We start from the raw sequence: 20,161 nt of genomic DNA on the forward strand, positions 1-20,161 counted from the left end.
CATTTGAATAAACAACCAATATTATAAATACAAACTTAGGTATTATGTCACAATTAAGATTTAAAGTAGTAGAAGAGGCTTTTCACAAGAAACCTGTAAATGTGCCGTCGCCGTCACAGCGTCCTAGTGAATATTTTGCCAAATATGTATTCAATCGCGAGAAGATGTTCAAGTATCTTCCAAGCAAGGTTTATACGAAACTTATTGATGTGATAGATAATGGTGCCACTTTGGATCGCAGTATAGCAAATGAAGTTGCAGCCGGAATGAAGAAATGGGCTGTAGAACTTGGAGCGACACATTATACTCACTGGTTCCAGCCTTTGACAGAAGGTACAGCCGAAAAGCACGATGCTTTTGTGGAACATGACGGTAAAGGGGGCATGCTTGAAGATTTTTCGGGAAAGCTCCTTGTACAGCAGGAATCGGACGGCTCGTCATTCCCTAACGGTGGTATCCGCAATACTTTCGAAGCTCGCGGATACAGTGCATGGGATCCTTCATCACCAGTGTTCGTAGTTGATGATACATTGTGTATTCCTACAATCTTCATTGCATATACAGGAGAGTCGCTTGACTATAAGGCACCTCTTTTGAAATCTATACATGCAGTGACAAAATCTGCACTTGACGTAATACACTATTTTGACCCTTCTGTAAAGAAAGTATATTCATATCTGGGATGGGAACAGGAGTATTTCCTTGTTGACGAAGGCTTGTATGCTGCACGTCCTGACCTGTTGCTTACAGGACGTACGCTGATGGGACATGAGGCTTCCAAGAACCAGCAGCTTGAAGATCACTATTTCGGTGCTATCCCTACACGTGTGGCTGCATTTATGAAGGATTTGGAAATCCAGTCACTTGAACTTGGTATCCCTGTCAAGACTCGTCATAATGAGGTTGCACCAAACCAGTTTGAGCTTGCACCTATCTATGAGGAATGTAACTTGGCTGTTGACCACAACATGCTTGTTATGTCGCTCATGCGTAAGATTGCACGTAACCATGGTTTCAGGGTGTTGCTTCATGAAAAACCTTTCAAGGGTGTGAACGGTTCTGGTAAGCATAACAACTGGTCGCTTGGTACTGATACAGGTGTGCTGCTGATGGCTCCGGGTAAGACTTCGGAAGAAAATCTGCGTTTCATCACATTCGTTGTCAATACATTGATGGCCGTTTATCACCACAACGGATTGCTCAAGGCATCTATCATGAGTGCAACAAACTCTCACCGTCTTGGAGCACACGAAGCTCCTCCAGCAATCATTTCTTCATTCCTCGGTTCTCAGTTGAGTAAGGTGCTCGACCATATAGAAGAAAGCAAGGCAGACGAGTTCATGTCATTGAGCGACAAGTTGGGATTGAAGCTTGACATTCCTCAGATTCCGGAACTGCTGATAGATAATACAGACCGTAACCGTACTTCGCCATTCGCATTTACAGGAAACAGATTCGAGTTCCGTGCTCCGGGTTCTGAATCTAACTGTGCAAGTGCAATGATAGCATTGAACACTGCTGTGGCAGAACAGTTGATGATATTCAAGAAGGAAGTTGACGAGCTTATCGAAAAGGGTGAACCTAAGATGTCGGCTATACTTCAGACTATCCGCAAGTATATAACTATATGCAAGCCTATACGTTTCGACGGTAACGGATATAGCGACGAATGGAAAGAAGAGGCAAAACGTCGTGGTCTGGACTGTGAGACCAGCTGTCCTCTGATATTCGACAACTACATGAAGCCTGAAACTATCAAGATGTTTGAGTCAACAGGCGTCATGAACCGTAAGGAATTGGAAGCGCGTAATGAGGTGAAATGGGAAATGTATGTAAAGAAAATCCAGATTGAAGCCCGTGTGCTCGGCGATCTGGTTATGAACCACATCGTTCCTGTAGCTACTGAATACCAGACAAAACTTGTAGATAATGTCTATAAGATGAAGTCAATCTTCTCTGATGATGAGGCTAACAGTCTTTCGGCTGAGAATATAGCTATCATCAAGGAAATAGCTGAACATACAGCATATATCAAGGAAAACGTTGACGCTATGGTTGAAGCCCGTAAGGTAGCCAACAGAATAGAGTCTATCCGCGAAAGAGCCATTGCATACCATGACAATATCGCTCCTATGCTGGAACTTATCCGCTATCATATCGACAAGCTGGAACTTATTGTCGATGACCGTATGTGGACACTTCCTAAATATAGAGAGTTGTTGTTTATAAGATAAAAACAGAATGTCATGAAGCGTATCATCAATTATATATGGCCTGTCCTCTTATGTTTCGGCATTGGCTTTGCTGCAAGCAGGCTTCAGTCTGAGTCCATGATGGAGTGGTACCCTAATCTGAATAAGTCAGCTCTGACTCCGCCAAATATAGCATTTCCTATTGCATGGTCGGTTATATACCTGCTGATGGGGCTTTCATTGGGAAGAGTATTGAACAGAGGAGACAAGAAAAGTACTGTAATCTGGATGGTTCAGCTTGTGTTTAATTTCCTTTGGAGCATATTGTTCTTCACTATGCGTATGCCTTTCTGGGGATTTATAGATATATTGTTGCTTGACGCTTCTGTTGTATATTTTATGATATCCGTAAGTAAGAAGGATAAACCATCTCTGTATATGTTTATACCTTATATACTATGGTTGGTTATAGCTACTTATCTGAATGGATATATACTGATCAATAATTGACATTACCTCTATAAAATGAAAATTCCGGAACAGACTTTATCAGGTTTGTTCCGGAATTTTTTTGTTTCAATATCTGCCCACAGTTGTCAGCAGAAGGTAGTGTTAGGGTATAATTTACAGTTTTCCTTTCTCGTCAAGATAAGAATCCTTGAATCCCAGGAAATATAACACTCCGTCCAGTCCTATTGTGTTGATGGACTGTTCGGCATTTTCCACAACCTTAGGTTTGGCGTGGAATGCTATGCCAAGTCCGGCAGTAGAAAGCATAGGCAGGTCATTTGCTCCGTCGCCCACTGCTATTGTCTGCGCAATGTCAACTTTTTCTACCTGTGCCAGCAGTCTGAGCAGTTCGGCTTTTCGTTTTCCGTCAACTATTTCGCCCAGATACCTTCCGGTGAGTTTTCCGTTCTCTATTTCAAGCTCGTTGGCATATACATAGTCTATTCCGAATTTACGTTTCAGGTATTCTCCAAAGTAGGTAAACCCTCCGGAAAGTATGGCTATCTTGTAGCCGTAATGTTTCAGCACGAACATAAGCCTTTCCACACCTTCCGTGATAGGCAGGTTTTCTGCTATTTCTTTCATCACACTTTCGTCAAGCCCTTTAAGCAGTGCCACCCTCTCTGTAAAACTTTCCTTGAAATCTATTTCACCACGCATAGCACGTTCTGTTATGGCTTTTACCTGTTCGCCTACACCGGCACGTTCTGCCAATTCGTCTATACATTCGGTCTGTATCAGTGTAGAGTCCATATCGAAGCAGATAAGTCTTCGCATACGGCGATACATATTGTCAAGCTGCAATGAGAAGTCCATTCCCATCTCGCTGCTCAGTTTCATCAGGCTGCGCTGCATTTCCACTCTGTTCTTCGGATTTCCTCTCACAGAGAATTCTATACAAGATCTTACGCTTGCCTTTTCTTCATCAAGTGGCACACGTCCTGTGAGACGTTTTATTGAGTCGATGTTCAGTCCCTGTTCAGCTATGATTTTTGTTGCGGCAGAAATCTGTTTCGCTGTCAGTCGTCTGCCTAATATTGTGATTATGTATCTGTTTTTTCCCTGCATTGAAACCCAGTTTTCGTATTCTTCTACAGATACCGGATAGAATCGTATGTTTACACCCAGTTCCGATGCTTTGAACAGGAGTTCCTTCATTATGTTTCCCGATTCAGTCTCCTTGCTTTTGAACAGTATCCCCAACGATAGTGTCTGGTGTATGTCTGCCTGACCTATATCCAGTATTGTTACATCATATTTTGATAATATTTCCGTTACTGAAGCTGTAAGTCCCGGACGGTCGATGCCTGTTATTCTTATTAGTGTCAGCTCTGTGTTCATAATGTTTTGACAATATGTATTTGTTTTTTATAATGCAATTCTTCTGAGTCTTATGCGCAGGTTTGAAAGTTCCGTATCGTCATTCTCCGAAGTGAGTCCTGTTTGGCGTACGGTCAGTTTGTGGTTTTTCTTTTTGCTTGTTTCCTGCAGTGTAAAATCCTGTTTGTAAATAGTCTGCTCTTTAGACGGACAGAGAATGTAGCTTATGTTCTTTTCGAACCTGTTGTATATTCTCATTACTATTTGGTTATTCCCTTTTTTTAGTGGCAGAAGTACTTTTTCTGTTCTGAACTTGCATCCGTAAGGGTTCAGATGTTTCATTATAGATTTTCCGTTCAGATAAATCTCTATACCGTTTCCGGCTCCTGCATCTATTATTATATTCTGTTCCCTAGGCGATTCGATGTTTTGCATCACATAATATGTATCTTTAGGCTTAGCGTCAAATGTATGTTTGCCTATAGTGATTTCCTTCCATGCAGAGTTTTCGACAGGCGGATTTTTAATGTCTGTCATTATGGTGTGGGGTGTATGGAACATTTTTTCGTCAGGACCACAGATGTATTGTTTGCCCCAGACTATTCCGTCGGTAGCAGTGAGAGAAGACGGTTTACCATTGTTCAGTGTGACATTATAAGTCTTTCCGTCAAGCACTATTTCTATTTTCTTTCCTTTTTCCTGTTCGGTATATAATAACTCAAGCTGTTTTAGCATCAGCTGTTCGAAGTACCATGAATATTTTACAGTGCTTCTATACGTACTGCCGAAATCAAATCCGGAAATGCTGTAAAGAGGTATGGCATTATGCTGTTTCAGGGTTATTGTCCTTATCGCTTCAGGTTGTTGGTCAAGTATATCCTGTTTGAATTTTAGAGTGAGCACATTTATAGTCTTTCCTTTGTATGCCGATGCAGGTATTGCAATATCTATAAGACCGTTTTTCTGAATACAAGTGGCCAGTTTGCCGTCGGCTCTTTCCAGTTCGTATTCAGGCATATACATTTTTATTTTTCCGTCCTTAGGATATTTGCCGGACAAAATGAAATACAGCATATTGTCTTTCCTTGTAACAGTTCCCCAGTCGAATTTATCAAAAAAAGGAGTACGTGAGGTACCGTATATCGCAAAGCTGTTTTTTTTCAGCCAGTCTCCTATATTATTGATTATTTCTTTATCATAAGCATATATCTGGCAATTCTTGTCCAGATGCATGTTTAGCATGAATCCACCTCCATATGATACTGCCTCTGCCATTTTCTGTATTATTCTTTTGGCGTCAGACTGTGCGTTGTCTGTTTCGAAATATGATGTATGAAAAGATAGGGAAGAGTCGTATCTCCAGTTGCATTCTAAAAAATCTTTTTGAAAATGATATTTAAGGATATTGCAAAAGTCATAATATCCATTTCCGGCATCATTGCTTACCATACAGTCCGGTTGCAGCTTGTGTATCATAGAGTATAGCTCTTTACTTTCTTCAGGAGATCTGGTTCCCAGGTCGAAGCTTATTTCCGATATTTTCCCATACTTGGTAATTAACTCGGTTATTTGTTTTTTTATGTGTCCGTTCAGCTTTTCTGATGTAGGATATCCGTTATTATCATGCTTTTCTGAAATAGGAAAATAAATTCCGAATTGTATTTTCCTTTTGCTGCATGCCATGCTAAGTTCCTTTATAATATCCCTGTGGTTATATTTATGATAGCATGAGTTATTGTCTGTTGACGTATTGAATAAATACATATTTCCGATTTTGGCTGGAGATATGATGGTGCGTATTCCTGATTTTGCAGCGAATGCCACTATGGAATCTGCATTGAACTTGGCATAATTGAAATCTATTCTTGCTCCATCTCCTTTGGTGTCTTTGGGCATAAGGAAATTAATTTTCATTGCAATCTTGTTGTCTTGCCATACTTTTGAAGCACTTTCCAAAACCTGTGCGGAAACACAGTTTATGTATATTAACAGTAAAGAGAATATGGATAAGATGCGTATCTTCATAATTTATAATGATATAATGATGAGCAAAGATAATTACTTCTTTTGTGATATGCTAACTTTTATGTATTTTTGCACCTTGATTTTATAACTATCATTAAAAACTAAAAAAGACAATGAAAAAACTGTTTTTATCAATCATCATTTGTATGATAACAGTGATTGTGGGTGCACAGAATGTTCAGTTGCATTATGACTTCGGTAGCTCAATTTATGACTCTCAGAGTACAAGAGCTAAGGTTACTACTACAGTTGAAATGTTCAAGCCTGACAGATGGGGTAGTACATTCTTCTTTGTGGATATGGATTACACAAACAAGGGTGTAACCGGTGCATACTGGGAAATTGCCCGTGAATTGAATTTCTGGGGTGGACCATTCTCTGCACACGTGGAATATAACGGTGGAGTTAATGGAATAAAGAATGCTTACCTCTTGGGTGCTACTTATACATGGAACAATGCTGATTTTACAAAAGGATTTACTTTTACTCCTACTTATAAAATCATTCAGAAAAATCCAAAACCACACAATTTCCAGTTGACAGCTACATGGTATCTGCATTTCTGTAAGGGTAAATACACATTCTCAGGATTTGCTGATTTCTGGAAAGAAAAACATCAGGATTTCGAAAAAGGCGAGGAACATAACTTTACTTTCATAACAGAACCACAGTTCTGGGTGAATTTGAATAAGTTTGATAAGGTAGCAGATGATTTCAATTTAAGCGTTGGTACTGAGTGGGAAATTTCTTCAAACTTCGGTATTATGAACGGTTGGAAATGGATGCCTACTTTGGCAATGAAATGGTCATTCTAATTTTGTAATTCTTAAAAATAAGGAAATATCATGTTAGAAAAACTTTTCGGATTCGACAGGAATGTTAACCGTGTACGTACTGAGGTATTGGCAGGTATCACTACATTCCTTACAATGGCATATATCCTTGCCGTAAACCCAAATATCCTTAGTGCCACAGGTATGGATAAGGGAGCTTTGTTTACAACAACAGTAATAGCTTCTGCATTTGCCACACTGCTGATGGCTTTTTATGCTAAGTTGCCTTTCGGACTTGCTCCTGGTATGGGACTTAACGCTTTCTTTGCCTATACAGTATGTCTCACTATGGGATATACATGGCAGTTTGCCCTTACTGCGGTATTGATTGAAGGTCTTATCTTCATATTATTGACTGTAACAAACTTGCGTGATAAGATTGTTGACGCTATACCTGTCACACTGAAGAATGCTATCGGTGCCGGTATAGGCCTGTTCATATCTTTCATCGGATTGCAGAATGCGGGAATCATCGTAAACAACGATGCTACGCTTATCAGCATGGGAAATATCACTTCAGGTACAGCTTTGCTTGGAATGATAGGTCTTGTGGTTACTTCACTTCTTTTGGTTAAGGGAGTAAGAGGTGCTTTGCTTTTTGGTATCCTTATTACAACACTTATTGGTATTCCTATGGGTATCACAAAGTTTGACGGTATATTCAGTACACCTCCATCAATAGAACCTATCTTCTGGCAGTTTGAATGGCACAATATATTCACAAAGGAAATGATTGTAGTGGTATTCACATTCCTGTTTGTGGATATGTTCGACACTATCGGAACATTGGTAGGTGTAACTACAAAGGCCGGAATGATGGATAAGAACGGTAAGATTCCTCATCTGAAACAGGCATTCATGGTAGATGCAATTGGTACTACAGCCGGTGCAATGCTTGGAACAAGTACCATCACTACATTCGTGGAAAGTGCTTCAGGAGTAGGCGAGGGTGGTAGAAGTGGTCTTACAGCATTTGTAACAGCTGTCTGCTTCCTGCTTTCATTGTTCTTTGCTCCTTTCTTCCTTTCTGTTCCTGGAGCTGCTACAGCGCCTGTATTGATTCTTGTAGGTTTGATGATGATGTCTTCAGTACTTAAAGTAAATTTTGCTGATTATTCTGAAGCTATTCCAGCATTTATCTGTATCATTTTCATGCCTCTTGCATACAGCATATCAGACGGTATCGTACTCGGTATGATAAGCTATGTTCTTATCAATCTGCTTACTGGCAAGTATAAGAAACTTACAATCGGTATGTATATACTGGCTGCAATATTCGTATTGAAGTTCTTTGTTTGATAATAGATAACGTTGAGCGAACGCATAATTAACGCCTGGTGAACACTGAGTGAACGGTGTTTTCCAGGCGTTTTTTATGTGTTCATTATATGTTCGCTGGATTGAATTTAGGATTTGCAAAATAAAACTGTTATCTTTGTGTTTAAGATTAAAAATCAGTCAGTCATGAGCAAACTTTATCCTATAGGCATACAGAATTTTGAGGATTTACGAAAGAAAGGTTATATTTATGTTGACAAAACAGCATTGATATATCAATTGGTAAGTACCGGAAAGTATTATTTCCTCAGCCGTCCTCGCCGTTTCGGCAAGAGTCTTCTTATATCTGCTCTTGAAGCGTATTTCTCCGGAAAGCGAGAACTTTTTGCCGGGCTGGAGATGGAAAAACTGGAGAAGGATTGGATAGAGTATCCTGTGTTGCATCTTGACCTGAATACGCAAAAATATGACAGTGTAGAAAAGCTTGAAGGTATTCTTAATGACGCTTTGTGCAGATGGGAAGATATTTATGGTAGTAGGGAAAGTGAAACCAGTCTGTCTTTACGATTTCAGGGAGTAATCCGCAGAGCAGCAGAAAAGAGCGGACATAACACTGTTATTCTCATAGACGAATACGACAAGCCTATTCTTCAGGCCATAGGCAATCCTGAACTGCAGACAGAATACCGTAATACCTTGAAAGCCTTTTATGGAGCCTTGAAGTCGTGTGACGGATACATACAGTTTGCCATGCTCACAGGTGTGACAAAATTCGGAAAAGTAAGTGTGTTCAGCGATTTGAACAATCTGATGGATATCTCCATGATAAACCGTTTCTCCGAAATATGTGGAATAACCGAAGAGGAGCTTCACAGATACTTCGACGATGATATTCACACTCTGGCCGAGAAACTTGGAACAAGTTATGAAGAGACTTGCGCACGCCTGAAACTGAATTATGACGGTTATCATTTCAGCTTTAAGTCACCTGGATTGTATAATCCTTTCAGCCTTCTGAATACCTTTGCCAATATGCAGATAGATAATTATTGGTTTGCTACTGGTACGCCTACATATCTTGTAGAACTGATGAAGCAGCATAACTACAATGTTGAGGAGATAGAAGACATCGTGACCAGCGGTCCTGTTCTTGATTCCATAGATGCGGCATCCACTGACCCGGTTCCTGTAATCTATCAGAGCGGTTATCTGACAATAAAGGGATATAATGAAGAATTTGAGAACTACACTCTCGGCTTTCCTAACCGCGAGGTTGAGCAGGGTTTCTTCCGTTTCCTTCTTCCCAATTATGCCTCCGTCAGCGTAACAAAATCTCCATACGAGATCCAGCGTTTCGTAACCGACGTGCGCAAAGGTGATGTGGATTCTTTCCTGAGTCGCCTGCAGACTTTCTTCGATGATATACCTTACGAACTTGCTCCACGCGACCGTGAAGTGCACTATCAGAATATTCTCTACATAGTGTTCAAGCTTATGGGATTCCATTCGGAAGTGGAGTATCATACTTCGCGCGGACGAGTGGACCTCGTTCTGAAAACCTCCGACTATATCTATGTGATGGAATTCAAACTTGACGGAACAGCCGAGGAGGCAATGGCTCAGATAGACTCGAAAGGTTATGCCTCCGCATTTGCTGCCGACGGACGGAAAGTTGTCAAGGTAGGAGTGAATTTCAGTTCTGAAACAAGGACTATAGACAGATGGATAATAGCCTGACTTTATTTGATTGAAATATTGCCGATATCGGCAAAAAATGTATCTTTGCCCTGATATTTTATTATATAAACTTGCCGATAGATTTTATAGGATATGAAATATATTTCAGTTACAGAATTCGCTGCCAAGCATGGCATATCGGAACGGACGGTTCGTAATTATTGTGCGACAGGTAAGATTGAGGGTGTAATACTGGTAGGTAAAACATGGAATATTCCTGCCGATTCGGAAGTTCCGAAGAGAGGAAGGCAAAAGCATGAGACTATGCCTTTGCTTAAAATATTGCGGGAACAAAAGGAAATGAAACTGAAAGGTGGGATATATCATCGGACTCAGATTGATTTGACATACAACTCCAATCATATAGAAGGAAGTCGCCTTACTCATGATCAGACGAGATACATATTTGAGACCAATACAATAGGTTTTGAGGGGGAAACTGTGAAAGTCGATGATATTGTTGAGACCACAAACCATTTCCGTTGTATTGACATGATTATAGACAAGGCTGAAGAACGCCTGACAGAGGGATTCATAAAAGGACTTCACAGGATACTAAAGTCAGGAACTTCTGATAGTCTTAAATCATGGTTTGCGGTGGGTGATTATAAGAAGATACCCAATGAGGTTGGTGGAATAGAAACTGTCTCTCCTGAGAATACAAAGCATGAGATTGTCAGGCTATTGAAAGAATATAATGCCATTAAGAAAAAGACTTTTGATGATATTCTTGATTTTCACCAGCGGTTTGAATCAATACATCCTTTTCAGGATGGGAATGGTAGAGTAGGACGACTTATAATGTTTAAGGAATGTCTTGCAAATGGTATAGTACCCTTCATTATAACCGATGAGCTGAAGATGTTCTATTATCGTGGCTTGCAGCAATGGCCGCATATAAAGGAATATCTCAGAGATACATGTCTTGCTGCACAGGATGAATACAAGGTCTTGTTGGATTATTTCCGCATACAATATAATTGAATAAGTAAATAAAATCCGGTCTTTAAACACTGTTTAAATAGTATTTAATAACCATTTAAATAGCATTTAAAGACCGGATAATTTATTAACTATTATCATAACTAATTAAGCCTGTTTTCTTTTCAAGTCAATAAATGAGGATTTTATGACTGAAAAGGAATATAAAGGCAATAATTTGATTAATTAAAGTTGGAAGGTCACCAATCATCTTTTGACTCATTATTGCTAGTATTTCCTTCACGTATGCTTTTCTCGAACTTGTCAAAAATTAGCATTACGGTATTGTGTACTTTTATGAAAGCATTATTATACATTGTATTTATTTTTTTCTTCTTATCTAATTTAAATGGAGATACATTGGTTGTAGGTATTTCATTTTGTTGTTCGGTCACGAATATACCACTTGAATCCTTATGGTAAACGGTCCACTTTTTTAAAGATATAATTAACCTTGCCCTATTGTCTTTAATATCAATTCTTATAATTGGAGTAGCCGAGACTATGTAGAAATGTGCAAAACTTACATGTGATGCCAATTGGTTACATGCTACTTTTGCTATAATAACTCCTTCTTCTACGTTTTCGTGTTGAATAATTTCCCTTGCATCGTATGTACCTACAACCAAATATGGGAAAAAGGATAATGCTTTGGCATGAATTTCTTCTTTAGTCGCATTTAAGTTCTCAAAAATTCTGACGTATGAATATCCAAAATCATCGTCTAACTGATAAGTTCCTTCAATTTCTTTTAAGATTTCTTTTTGTTCGCTTGTTTGTGCATTCATATTTAATGTTACGAATGCAAACATTATTAGTATGATATGTTTCATAAATGTTAGCTGGAAATTAAATGTTATCATAAATTTAATGTGCTATTATTGTAATCATTAGTTATAAGCTATTGTTGAACTACTGGTAAACTAAAGAACTAGCGGTAGTTTTTTGTTGAGACAGTATGATTAAAAGAAAAGAATTTTTTTATTTCCCAAACCGTTCTGAACAGAGTTTTTACATCACATATGAAGATGGGGGAAGTTTTCATCTTTTGCGGTTGATTGTTCTCACCGTAGCTGTAATGAGTTAGAATGAGATGATGTGTTAAAGCAATTCGTGTCTTTTTAGTTCCTCCTTTTCCAAGTCTGTTATATATTCAGCAAATATTTTTGGAGTCATTGCAGGATCTTCTGTATCATGTGTCCCTATCTGACGTACAACGACCTCGCATCCCAAATAGTGAGCCATACGTATCAGATTAATCACTCCGTAATCTTTACCGTCTGACAAGTTGCGAAGGTTCGTAACCGAAATACCAGTTTTGTCTCTGCTGGCGATAAAATGAACACCTGCAAATTGCGCACGCTCAAATAGAAAATCACCTATCTCCCTTGCAGACTTGATAGCACTATCAGGATAGTGGGGTGGATTCTTCGGCATCTGTAAAGCTCGCTGAACATTATACTTACGATACTTAACTACTATAACTCCTACAAGAAGGAGTGCGCTGACTGAAAAGATAATTATCTCTCCCATATAAATTTAATTGGTTAAACATTGTATGTTTCCTCTTTGTTGAAAATATCTTCATCAAATGCTTTTATATATTACTGTATCTGACAACAAAACTCCAATTCTAGAATGTCTTCATCATGTTATCAATGTATTCTCTCTTATTAAAGAATGCTACCACAAGGATATTTTCACTTAAGGCAATCTTTTTATTGTACATAAATCTATTACACCTTTCGTTGTATTAATTCTCCAAAGATACAAAGAAGTAACATGATTTACATGATTTACCAAAAGAATTTATCAATATAATTTATTTTCTTTGATACAAACTTCTGTAGTTTTTTTATAATCACAAAATCATATACTTATTATTAGCACAATTACTAACGTATGTAGTCTGTACTTGCATACGTTAGCTGTTAGTCATTAAATACTTTGGTAATAATCTATGACTAACGTATGTAATAATCTGCAAGAAAACTTTGCCATTTCAAATAAAATTGTAACTTTGCCATTACAGTCCCCACTAATAAAAAAGGAGGTCAGTATGTACAAGTACAAGCTCGTAAAGAAAATCAATCCACAGGATAAGGCAGCACCTAAGAAATGGTATGCAATTCCTATCAGCGAAGTTCCACAGACTGTAAAAGCCATGACACGTGCAGCTACGGAAAACACAACAACCGCTCCCATAGAAATGGAAGCCGCACTTGAATTACTTGGAAGACACGCACGTCAGCAATTGCAGCAGGGACACACAGTAAGAGTAGGTGATTTAGGTACTATACGTGTTTCATTCAAAAGTGACGGTGTAGAAAACATTACCGATTTCAATGCCGGAGCAATGATTAAGAATCCACGTATCATATTCACTCCAAGTAAGGAATTCCGTGAAAGTGTACTTCAGGGTATTCAGTTCCAAAATGCCGGAGTATTGGACGAAGGCATCAGCTATGCCAGCCTTGCAGACTATAAAAAAGCCAAAGGTATCACTTCCGGTGGAAGTGATGACGGTGGCGGTAGCGGTACCGGAGGTGGCGGTACAGAAGAAGGTGGAGATGGTGGCTTTGGATAAGAATACACTGATACATAACCAAAATATAAGCCTGTTTACTTTTCAAGTCAATAATTGGGACTGTATGACTGAAAATGGGGACAGGCTTATAAGTATTCAATAGATTATTTATCTTATACTCTATAAATTCATTTTCATTTTAGTATTTTCTCTTTCAAACGAAGAATACGTTGACGAAGAATGCGATTTTCTTCTATAAGAAATTCTGTATAGGTCATATTATAGTTCAGTTCTATACGATTGTTATCTGAAATAAAACATGACGGAGTTACTTCCAGTGTGTTGCATAAACGTATAAAGTCAGAAATGCGTATTGTATTTGGTGAAGTACACCATGCTCGAATAGTAGCCTCACCCACTTCATTTAGCTCTGCAATCTCTGAAAGATTTAAATTTGTAAGTGCATCCTGCCCAAACAAATCACTTATATATTCATAATGGAATATTATTGTTTTCCATTTTTCAGACCTATAGTAGCTGTACTTATGAATCTGAGGTTTTGTTCCATTATATCTCATGAAAAAGTGACGAATACTTATATGCCATTTATTGCATAACTTTATTAATGACATTAGCGGAATATTCATATCCTCTAATGTCGTGGTGTCATTTGTAAATTCTGCTGACTTAATCAACTCTTTTTCTGTAATACCTAATATATTTTTTAGATTTTCCAATAAACTCCAATTAACAATCCATTTTCGGATATTTTTTCCTTGTCTTTCATTTTCTATTGATTCTTCAGCTTGAAATATGTAACTTTTCAAAGTTATTCGTAATTGTTCGTTTTCTTGTTTAAGTAAGCGATTTTCTTCTCTTTCTTTTTCAAGGACTTGTTTGAGTTCTGTGATTTCCTGCCATATACGAGTAGGGAGTTGAGTAGCCTGAACCTCTTCCTCTATTTCTTCAAGTTTTTTGTTTTTATCTTCTACAAAAGAACTTATATTAATCTTATAATAATTACACAATTTCAATATTTCCGTTAAACTTATAGAACATAAATCAGGATTTATCCATCTTGTTATGGTAGCAAGTGACACTCCCATAGCATTTGCAAAATCATCACGTGTAATATTCCCTCCCAAACCGTTTGGACCATATACGAAACGTATATTTTTAGGTTTGAATTCAATAGGTATAAATTTCCCTTCTGGAATAATATAATTATATTTATTTTCTAGAAATGGCTCATTGGGATTTAATGTTATGAAATTGGCCAAGCTGATACGTAATCTATTACATGTATCAATCAACTCCTGAAAAGGAAAAGAATCCTGATTTATAATACGTCTTGCAAATTTATGTTTAGCCCCTAAACATAAATCAGAGAGTTCTGCTTGAGTCATTCCTAATAATGACGGTAGCCTCTTAAATAACAGAATATTGAAGTAGTACATAGTCAAAAATGTGAATATTGTAATGAATATTTGCCTATTAAAGATTATTTTTGTTATTTCGCGGCAAAGATACTAAACCTGAATAAAAGATAAAAATATAAGTTGATGAAAATGACCTATTAGAATGAAATTTATCATTAATTTAAAGCTAATATCCTTATACTAAAGATAATAAATGATTTGAAAACTAAAAAAAATAAGCACATGGAAACAAGAATTCATTTATTCAAGAGAGAGATTCAAAAAAGAATGGAAACAGCTATACAATATAATGATGAGGCTATAAAAGTAAACAATTCTGAGACTATTAAAGAACTTATGAATGTAATAAAAGAAAACTTTTCAATCTTTTGTGGTGAGAAAATTATAGACACATCTATTATTGAAAATTTCAAGAAAGAATTTAACGATAATGATATCAGATGTAATGAAAATTCTAGTAGTGGGTTCTTGCTAGTATCTGATTGCAATATTGAATATATTAATGGTGATACAGTCGCTTACATAGGCAGTAATTCCTGCATTAATGAAGTCAGTGACAATGCTACTATTTTATCAATAGGAGAGAACTCTATTATAAACACTGTTTTTTACGAAGCTACTATTAGATTTATGGAACATAATTCTGTTATTAAAACTATTACTGATAATGTTGCAATCTGGCAGATGTGGGACTGTGCTATTATTCAGAATTTATGTGGTAACGCAACTGTTTGGAAAATGAAAGGTTGCTCAAAAGTACAAAATGTAAGAGGTCATGCTATTATTCAAGCAATATGCGAAAATGCCCAAATAGTAAATATGTGGGATAATACTTATGCCTCTTCATTTTTAAGCATAATATGTAAACTACATAATGGTGCTGTTATAAGGAATCTTAGTGATAACTCTATACTATGTGCGGCAGATGTTAGTATAAAACCAATAATTTAACTATGCAATAAACAATTAGAAACTTTATTAATAATGAAATCTTATGTCAACTATATATACTAAAGAAATATGTTATTTGGAGGCATTAAAATACACCTCAAGAAGAGATTTTCGTTGTTGCAGCAAAAAGATATATGATACCGCAAGTAAAAAAAGATGGCTGGATGAAATATGCTCTCACATGAAAGGTAAAGTAAAACGAAAAGCCGGATGGTGGGACGATATAAATCATTGTAAAGAAACAGCTATGCTATATAAAACTCCACAGGCATTAATGAAAGCAGAAAAAGGATGCCATTCTAAAATCATGCTTATGCATTGGCAGGATATTTGTTTAGCACATATGAAGTATAGAACTCGTGAACACACAGTTGATGATTTGAAACGATTGGCTTTGGAATGTAAAACTTATAAAGAATTCAGAGAAAGATATTCAGGTGCGTATGCAAGTGCAAGATTAAAGGGTATTCTCGATGATATTTGTCAACACATGCCTTCACGACGTAAGGGAACAATATATGAGATACCTTTAACAAAAGAAAACTGTAAACATATAGCACTAAAATTTGAAACAAAAAGTGATTTTCAAAAATATGAGAAAGGAAGATGGTACAATTATGCTATTCGTCATAATATAAAAGATGAGGTATGCTCTCATATGCGAGTAAGGGGTAATAAAAAGAAACGTTGTATTTATGTAGCAAAATTTAGTGATAATAGCATTTATGTAGGCTTAACATGTGATACAAAACGAAGATGGAGTGACCATTTATATGAAAAAGTTTCTTCTGTTTATTTACATATGCAAGAGACAGGATTACCCCCTATCTTTGAAATTGTTCATGATTTTGTTGATGTAGAAAAAGCTCAAAAATTGGAAGTTGAATACGAACAAAAATATATTGAGGAGGGATGGAATGTACTGAACAGAGCAACTCCAGGAGCTATTGGTTCCAGTAATGGATATACAAAACAGGAAGTTTTGGAAGTAGCAAGACAATATACGACTTTAAAAGAATTTCGTGAAAATGCTGCTGGATATTATGAGGCTGGATATCGTAGTGATTACTGGAATGAGGTTCGTGCAATTTGTAAACCGCAACTACATACAGCATATACACAACCTGAACTAATAAAAATTGCACTCCAATATACTAATAGAACTGAGTTTTATCATGGAATTCACGGTGCATACGAGGCTGCAAAAAGAATAGGAATTTTAGATGAAATATGTTCACATATGAGTAAATCTGAAAGGCATAGATGGAGTAATGATGAAATATTTAAAGCTGCATTACAATGTGAAACCAAAAAAGAATTTAGTACAAGATTTCCTAAAGAATATGCTGCTGCATGCCATAGAAAAATCATCAAAGACTGCTGTGAACACATGAAACCTGCTGTTTTACAACCTATAAAATGGACAGACGAGGTCATAGCTAATGAAGCAAAAAAGTATAAAACTCTAAAAGAATTTAGGAAATATTCTCCACATGCATATTATGCAGCTAAAAGGAGAAATAAACTGGATGAATGTTGTTCACATATGCTTTCTGAATCGATAGGCTATTTATGTGATACTTTGGAAGATGCTTTTTCATTGGCTCTTAAATGCCAAAATCGAACAGAATTTAAAAAGAAATACAATAAGGCTTATGAGATGTTGAGAACAAAAAATAAACTAGATAGTGCTTGTATTCATATGGTTAAATATAAGAGACCTATTCAAAAATGGACACCTGAAGCCCGCGCTATTGCTGCCAAACAATGTAAAACAAGAAAAGAATTTCATGATAAGTATCCTTGGGCTCATCATCTTGCCAGTAAAAATGAAGGAGAATTGGAAAGAATATGTGCTCATATGGTTAAATACAAGAAATGAAATCGTTTATTGAAACAAAATATTCTGGAATATAAAATGCTGATATATCATAATAGGTTATAATAATTTGTATTTATCATACTTTATATGGAGCATTAAAATGACGGTAATTTTTGTTCGCGTCATTATAACATCAGATATTTTCAAGTAAAAAGCATATTAAAGTTTATATATTAGTGTAACTCATGTTATCTATCCATGTCATTCATCATGACATTTCTTAAGGATATGTGTATGGCTGTCATTTCTAATTTTGTATTAACTTTGTTCAAAAAGACAGTGAGGATGCATTTAAAAAATGCATCCTCACTGTCTTTTTGTTGTATTGTAGAATATTATTCTTCAGTTTCCATCAACAGTTCCATAACCTGACAAGCAGATTTAGCTACAGATGTACCAGGACCGAAGATAGCCATAACGCCTGCCTTGTAGAGGAAGTCATAGTCCTGAGCTGGGATTACACCACCTGCGAATACAAGGATATCTTCACGTCCAAGTTTCTTCAGCTCGGCGATAATCTGTGGGATAAGAGTCTTGTGACCAGCCGCAAGTGAAGAAACACCTACTGCATGAACGTCGTTTTCTACTGCATCGCGTGCTGCTTCTTCCGGAGTCTGGAACAATGGTCCCATATCAACGTCGAAACCGCAGTCGGCGAAACCTGTTGCTACAACTTTTGCACCACGGTCGTGTCCGTCCTGACCCATCTTGGCAATCATTACACGTGGGCGGCGACCTTCTTTCTTCGCAAATTCTTCTGTCAGTTCGCAAGCTCTTGCGAAATCTGCATCTTTTTTACTTTCTGATGAATACACGCCTGATATTGTTCTGATTATTGCTTTATAACGTCCTACTACCACTTCGCATGCATCTGAGATTTCTCCCAATGTAGCGCGAACTCGTGCTGCCTCTACTGCAAGTTCAAGCAAGTTGCCCTTACCAGTCTTCACACATTCTGTGATTGCTGCAAGAGCCTTGTCAACTTCAGCCTGGTTACGGCCTTCCTTCAAGCGGCGGAGGTTTTCAATCTGTTCCTGACGAACGGCGGTGTTATCGACTTCGAGGATATCAATTGGGTCTTCTTTTTCAAGACGGTATTTGTTTGTACCCACGATAGTCTGTTCTCCAGAGTCGATACGTGCCTGAGTGCGGGCTGCAGCTTCTTCGATACGCATCTTAGGAATACCTGTTTCGATAGCCTTGGCCATACCGCCCAAACGTTCGATTTCCTGAATGTGTTCCCAAGCTTTGTGAGCAAGTTCGTTTGTAAGAGCCTCAACATAGTAAGAACCGCCCCATGGGTCAACGTTCTTGCATATCTGAGTTTCTTCCTGGATATAAATCTGAGTGTTACGTGCGATACGTGCAGAGAAGTCTGTTGGAAGTGCGATTGCTTCGTCAAGCGCATTTGTATGCAGTGACTGAGTGTGACCAAGCGCAGCAGCCATAGCTTCTATACAAGTACGGCCTACGTTGTTGAATGGGTCCTGTTCTGTGAGCGACCATCCTGATGTCTGTGAGTGAGTACGCAATGCCAGTGACTTAGGGTTCTTAGGGTTGAACTGTTTTACAATCTTAGCCCAAAGCATACGTGCGGCACGCATCTTCGCAATTTCCATGAAATGGTTCATACCGATAGCCCAGAAGAATGAGAGGCGAGGAGCGAAGGCATCAATGTCGATACCTGCTGCTACACCGGCACGGAGATATTCAAGACCGTCGGCAAGAGTATAAGCCAACTCGATGTCTGCTGTAGCACCTGCTTCCTGCATGTGGTAACCTGAGATAGAGATTGAGTTGAACTTAGGCATCTTCTGTGAAGTATATTCGAAGATGTCAGAGATAATCTTCATTGAGAATGCAGGTGGGTAGATGTATGTGTTACGCACCATGAACTCTTTAAGGATATCGTTCTGGATTGTACCTGCCATTTCTTCAAGTTTCGCACCCTGTTCAAGTCCGGCATTGATATAGAATGCCATAACAGGAAGCACCGCACCGTTCATGGTCATTGATACGGACATCTTGTTCAATGGAATACCGTCGAACAGAACCTTCATGTTTTCGAGCGAGCAGATAGATACTCCGGCTTTACCTACGTCGCCCACTACACGTGGATGGTCAGGGTCGTAACCGCGGTGAGTAGGAAGGTCGAATGCTACAGAAAGACCTTTTTGTCCTGATGCTAGGTTACGGCGATAGAATGCGTTTGATTCTTCGGCTGTAGAGAATCCTGCATACTGGCGGATAGTCCAAGGACGGAAAGTGTACATCATTGAGTAAGGTCCGCGAAGATAAGGAGGAATACCTGCTACGTAGTCCAGATGTTCCATTCCTTCAAGGTCTTCTTTAGTATAGACCGGTTTTACCTGAATCTGTTCCGGTGTTCTCCAATTGGCTTCGATGCCATTGGCTTTCTGCCATTCCATACCGTTCTTAGGCTGGAATCCGGCATATATATCGATGTTTTTGAAATTCGGTTTCAT

15 protein-coding genes are annotated in these 20,161 nt (G+C 38.0%); 9 read left to right on the forward strand and 6 right to left on the reverse strand.

Annotated elements, in window-relative coordinates:
• The first annotated feature begins 44 nt into the window (after window positions 1-44).
• Window positions 45-2,234 (forward strand): glutamine synthetase III, encoded by a 2,190-nt coding sequence (locus NW213_RS01160; protein ID WP_154043655.1) that lies wholly within the window; start codon window positions 45-47, stop codon window positions 2,232-2,234.
• 12 nt (window positions 2,235-2,246) lie between these two features.
• On the forward strand, window positions 2,247-2,702 hold the full coding sequence (locus NW213_RS01165) for a TspO/MBR family protein (protein ID WP_154043654.1): 456 nt from the start codon (window positions 2,247-2,249) through the stop codon (window positions 2,700-2,702).
• A 114-nt stretch (window positions 2,703-2,816) separates the two neighbouring features.
• On the opposite strand, the gene serB is transcribed toward NW213_RS01165, so the two are convergent.
• Together serB and NW213_RS01175 are read right to left on the reverse strand one after the other, a co-directional pair.
• Entirely contained in the window at window positions 2,817-4,043 is a 1,227-nt protein-coding gene (gene serB, locus NW213_RS01170) for a phosphoserine phosphatase SerB (RefSeq protein ID WP_154043653.1), read from the reverse strand.
• A gap of 27 nt (window positions 4,044-4,070) precedes the next feature.
• Window positions 4,071-6,047, reverse strand: coding sequence for an alpha-L-fucosidase (locus NW213_RS01175; RefSeq protein ID WP_258321541.1), 1,977 nt, complete (start codon window positions 6,045-6,047; stop codon window positions 4,071-4,073).
• A gap of 113 nt (window positions 6,048-6,160) precedes the next feature.
• Between NW213_RS01175 and NW213_RS01180 the strand changes: the two genes are divergently transcribed.
• The 4 genes from NW213_RS01180 (at window position 6,161) to NW213_RS01195 (ending at window position 10,879) form a co-directional block, all read left to right on the forward strand.
• Entirely contained in the window at window positions 6,161-6,862 is a 702-nt protein-coding gene (locus NW213_RS01180) for a DUF5020 family protein (RefSeq protein ID WP_258321542.1), read from the forward strand.
• A 30-nt stretch (window positions 6,863-6,892) separates the two neighbouring features.
• Window positions 6,893-8,179: an NCS2 family permease gene (locus NW213_RS01185; RefSeq protein WP_258321543.1), complete on the forward strand. Its 1,287-nt coding sequence runs from the start codon at window positions 6,893-6,895 to the stop codon at window positions 8,177-8,179.
• Window positions 8,180-8,344: 165 nt separating this feature from the next.
• Window positions 8,345-9,895 (forward strand): ATP-binding protein, encoded by a 1,551-nt coding sequence (locus NW213_RS01190; protein ID WP_258321544.1) that lies wholly within the window; start codon window positions 8,345-8,347, stop codon window positions 9,893-9,895.
• 93 nt (window positions 9,896-9,988) lie between these two features.
• Window positions 9,989-10,879: a Fic family protein gene (locus tag NW213_RS01195; protein WP_258321545.1), complete on the forward strand. Its 891-nt coding sequence runs from the start codon at window positions 9,989-9,991 to the stop codon at window positions 10,877-10,879.
• Between the two features lie 197 nt (window positions 10,880-11,076).
• Here the strand turns inward: NW213_RS01195 and NW213_RS01200 are convergent, their stop codons facing one another.
• Window positions 11,077-11,739 (reverse strand): hypothetical protein, encoded by a 663-nt coding sequence (locus tag NW213_RS01200; RefSeq protein WP_258321546.1) that lies wholly within the window; start codon window positions 11,737-11,739, stop codon window positions 11,077-11,079.
• 238 nt (window positions 11,740-11,977) lie between these two features.
• Window positions 11,978-12,409, reverse strand: a complete 432-nt coding sequence (locus NW213_RS01205; protein ID WP_258321547.1) for a hypothetical protein — start codon at window positions 12,407-12,409, stop codon at window positions 11,978-11,980.
• A 526-nt stretch (window positions 12,410-12,935) separates the two neighbouring features.
• Here NW213_RS01205 and NW213_RS01210 point away from each other — a divergent pair.
• Complete coding sequence (locus NW213_RS01210) at window positions 12,936-13,463, forward strand: hypothetical protein (protein WP_007567835.1); 528 nt, start codon at window positions 12,936-12,938, stop codon at window positions 13,461-13,463.
• Between the two features lie 134 nt (window positions 13,464-13,597).
• On the opposite strand, the gene NW213_RS01215 is transcribed toward NW213_RS01210, so the two are convergent.
• Window positions 13,598-14,809 (reverse strand): helix-turn-helix domain-containing protein, encoded by a 1,212-nt coding sequence (locus tag NW213_RS01215; protein WP_258321548.1) that lies wholly within the window; start codon window positions 14,807-14,809, stop codon window positions 13,598-13,600.
• A 255-nt stretch (window positions 14,810-15,064) separates the two neighbouring features.
• Here NW213_RS01215 and NW213_RS01220 point away from each other — a divergent pair, with 255 nt between their 5' ends.
• Window positions 15,065-15,793 (forward strand): hypothetical protein, encoded by a 729-nt coding sequence (locus NW213_RS01220; RefSeq protein WP_258321549.1) that lies wholly within the window; start codon window positions 15,065-15,067, stop codon window positions 15,791-15,793.
• A 43-nt stretch (window positions 15,794-15,836) separates the two neighbouring features.
• A complete protein-coding gene (locus tag NW213_RS01225) occupies window positions 15,837-17,675 on the forward strand; it encodes a GIY-YIG nuclease family protein (RefSeq protein WP_258321550.1) in 1,839 nt (612 codons plus the stop codon).
• A gap of 335 nt (window positions 17,676-18,010) precedes the next feature.
• On the opposite strand, the gene scpA is transcribed toward NW213_RS01225, so the two are convergent.
• Window positions 18,011-20,161, reverse strand: coding sequence for a methylmalonyl-CoA mutase (gene scpA / locus NW213_RS01230; RefSeq protein ID WP_154043648.1), 2,151 nt, complete (start codon window positions 20,159-20,161; stop codon window positions 18,011-18,013).

The organism is Bacteroides sp. ET336 (genome assembly GCF_024733815.1).
Lineage (GTDB): Bacteria > Bacteroidota > Bacteroidia > Bacteroidales > Bacteroidaceae > Phocaeicola > Phocaeicola cellulolyticus.

Excerpts from the sequence above, each read along its gene's own strand:
- NW213_RS01160 (WP_154043655.1), top strand. The coding sequence starts at position 45 with ATGTCACAATTAAGATTTAAAGTAGTAGAAGAGGCTTTTCACAAGAAA.
- NW213_RS01165 (WP_154043654.1), top strand. The coding sequence starts at position 2,247 with ATGAAGCGTATCATCAATTATATATGGCCTGTCCTCTTATGTTTCGGC.
- serB (WP_154043653.1), bottom strand. The coding sequence starts at position 4,043 with ATGAACACAGAGCTGACACTAATAAGAATAACAGGCATCGACCGTCCG.
- NW213_RS01175 (WP_258321541.1), bottom strand. The coding sequence starts at position 6,047 with ATGAAGATACGCATCTTATCCATATTCTCTTTACTGTTAATATACATA.
- NW213_RS01180 (WP_258321542.1), top strand. The coding sequence starts at position 6,161 with ATGAAAAAACTGTTTTTATCAATCATCATTTGTATGATAACAGTGATT.
- NW213_RS01185 (WP_258321543.1), top strand. The coding sequence starts at position 6,893 with ATGTTAGAAAAACTTTTCGGATTCGACAGGAATGTTAACCGTGTACGT.
- NW213_RS01190 (WP_258321544.1), top strand. The coding sequence starts at position 8,345 with ATGAGCAAACTTTATCCTATAGGCATACAGAATTTTGAGGATTTACGA.
- NW213_RS01195 (WP_258321545.1), top strand. The coding sequence starts at position 9,989 with ATGAAATATATTTCAGTTACAGAATTCGCTGCCAAGCATGGCATATCG.
- NW213_RS01200 (WP_258321546.1), bottom strand. The coding sequence starts at position 11,739 with ATGATAACATTTAATTTCCAGCTAACATTTATGAAACATATCATACTA.
- NW213_RS01205 (WP_258321547.1), bottom strand. The coding sequence starts at position 12,409 with ATGGGAGAGATAATTATCTTTTCAGTCAGCGCACTCCTTCTTGTAGGA.
- NW213_RS01210 (WP_007567835.1), top strand. The coding sequence starts at position 12,936 with ATGTACAAGTACAAGCTCGTAAAGAAAATCAATCCACAGGATAAGGCA.
- NW213_RS01215 (WP_258321548.1), bottom strand. The coding sequence starts at position 14,809 with ATGACTCAAGCAGAACTCTCTGATTTATGTTTAGGGGCTAAACATAAA.
- NW213_RS01220 (WP_258321549.1), top strand. The coding sequence starts at position 15,065 with ATGGAAACAAGAATTCATTTATTCAAGAGAGAGATTCAAAAAAGAATG.
- NW213_RS01225 (WP_258321550.1), top strand. The coding sequence starts at position 15,837 with ATGTCAACTATATATACTAAAGAAATATGTTATTTGGAGGCATTAAAA.
- scpA (WP_154043648.1), bottom strand. The coding sequence starts at position 20,161 with ATGAAACCGAATTTCAAAAACATCGATATATATGCCGGATTCCAGCCT.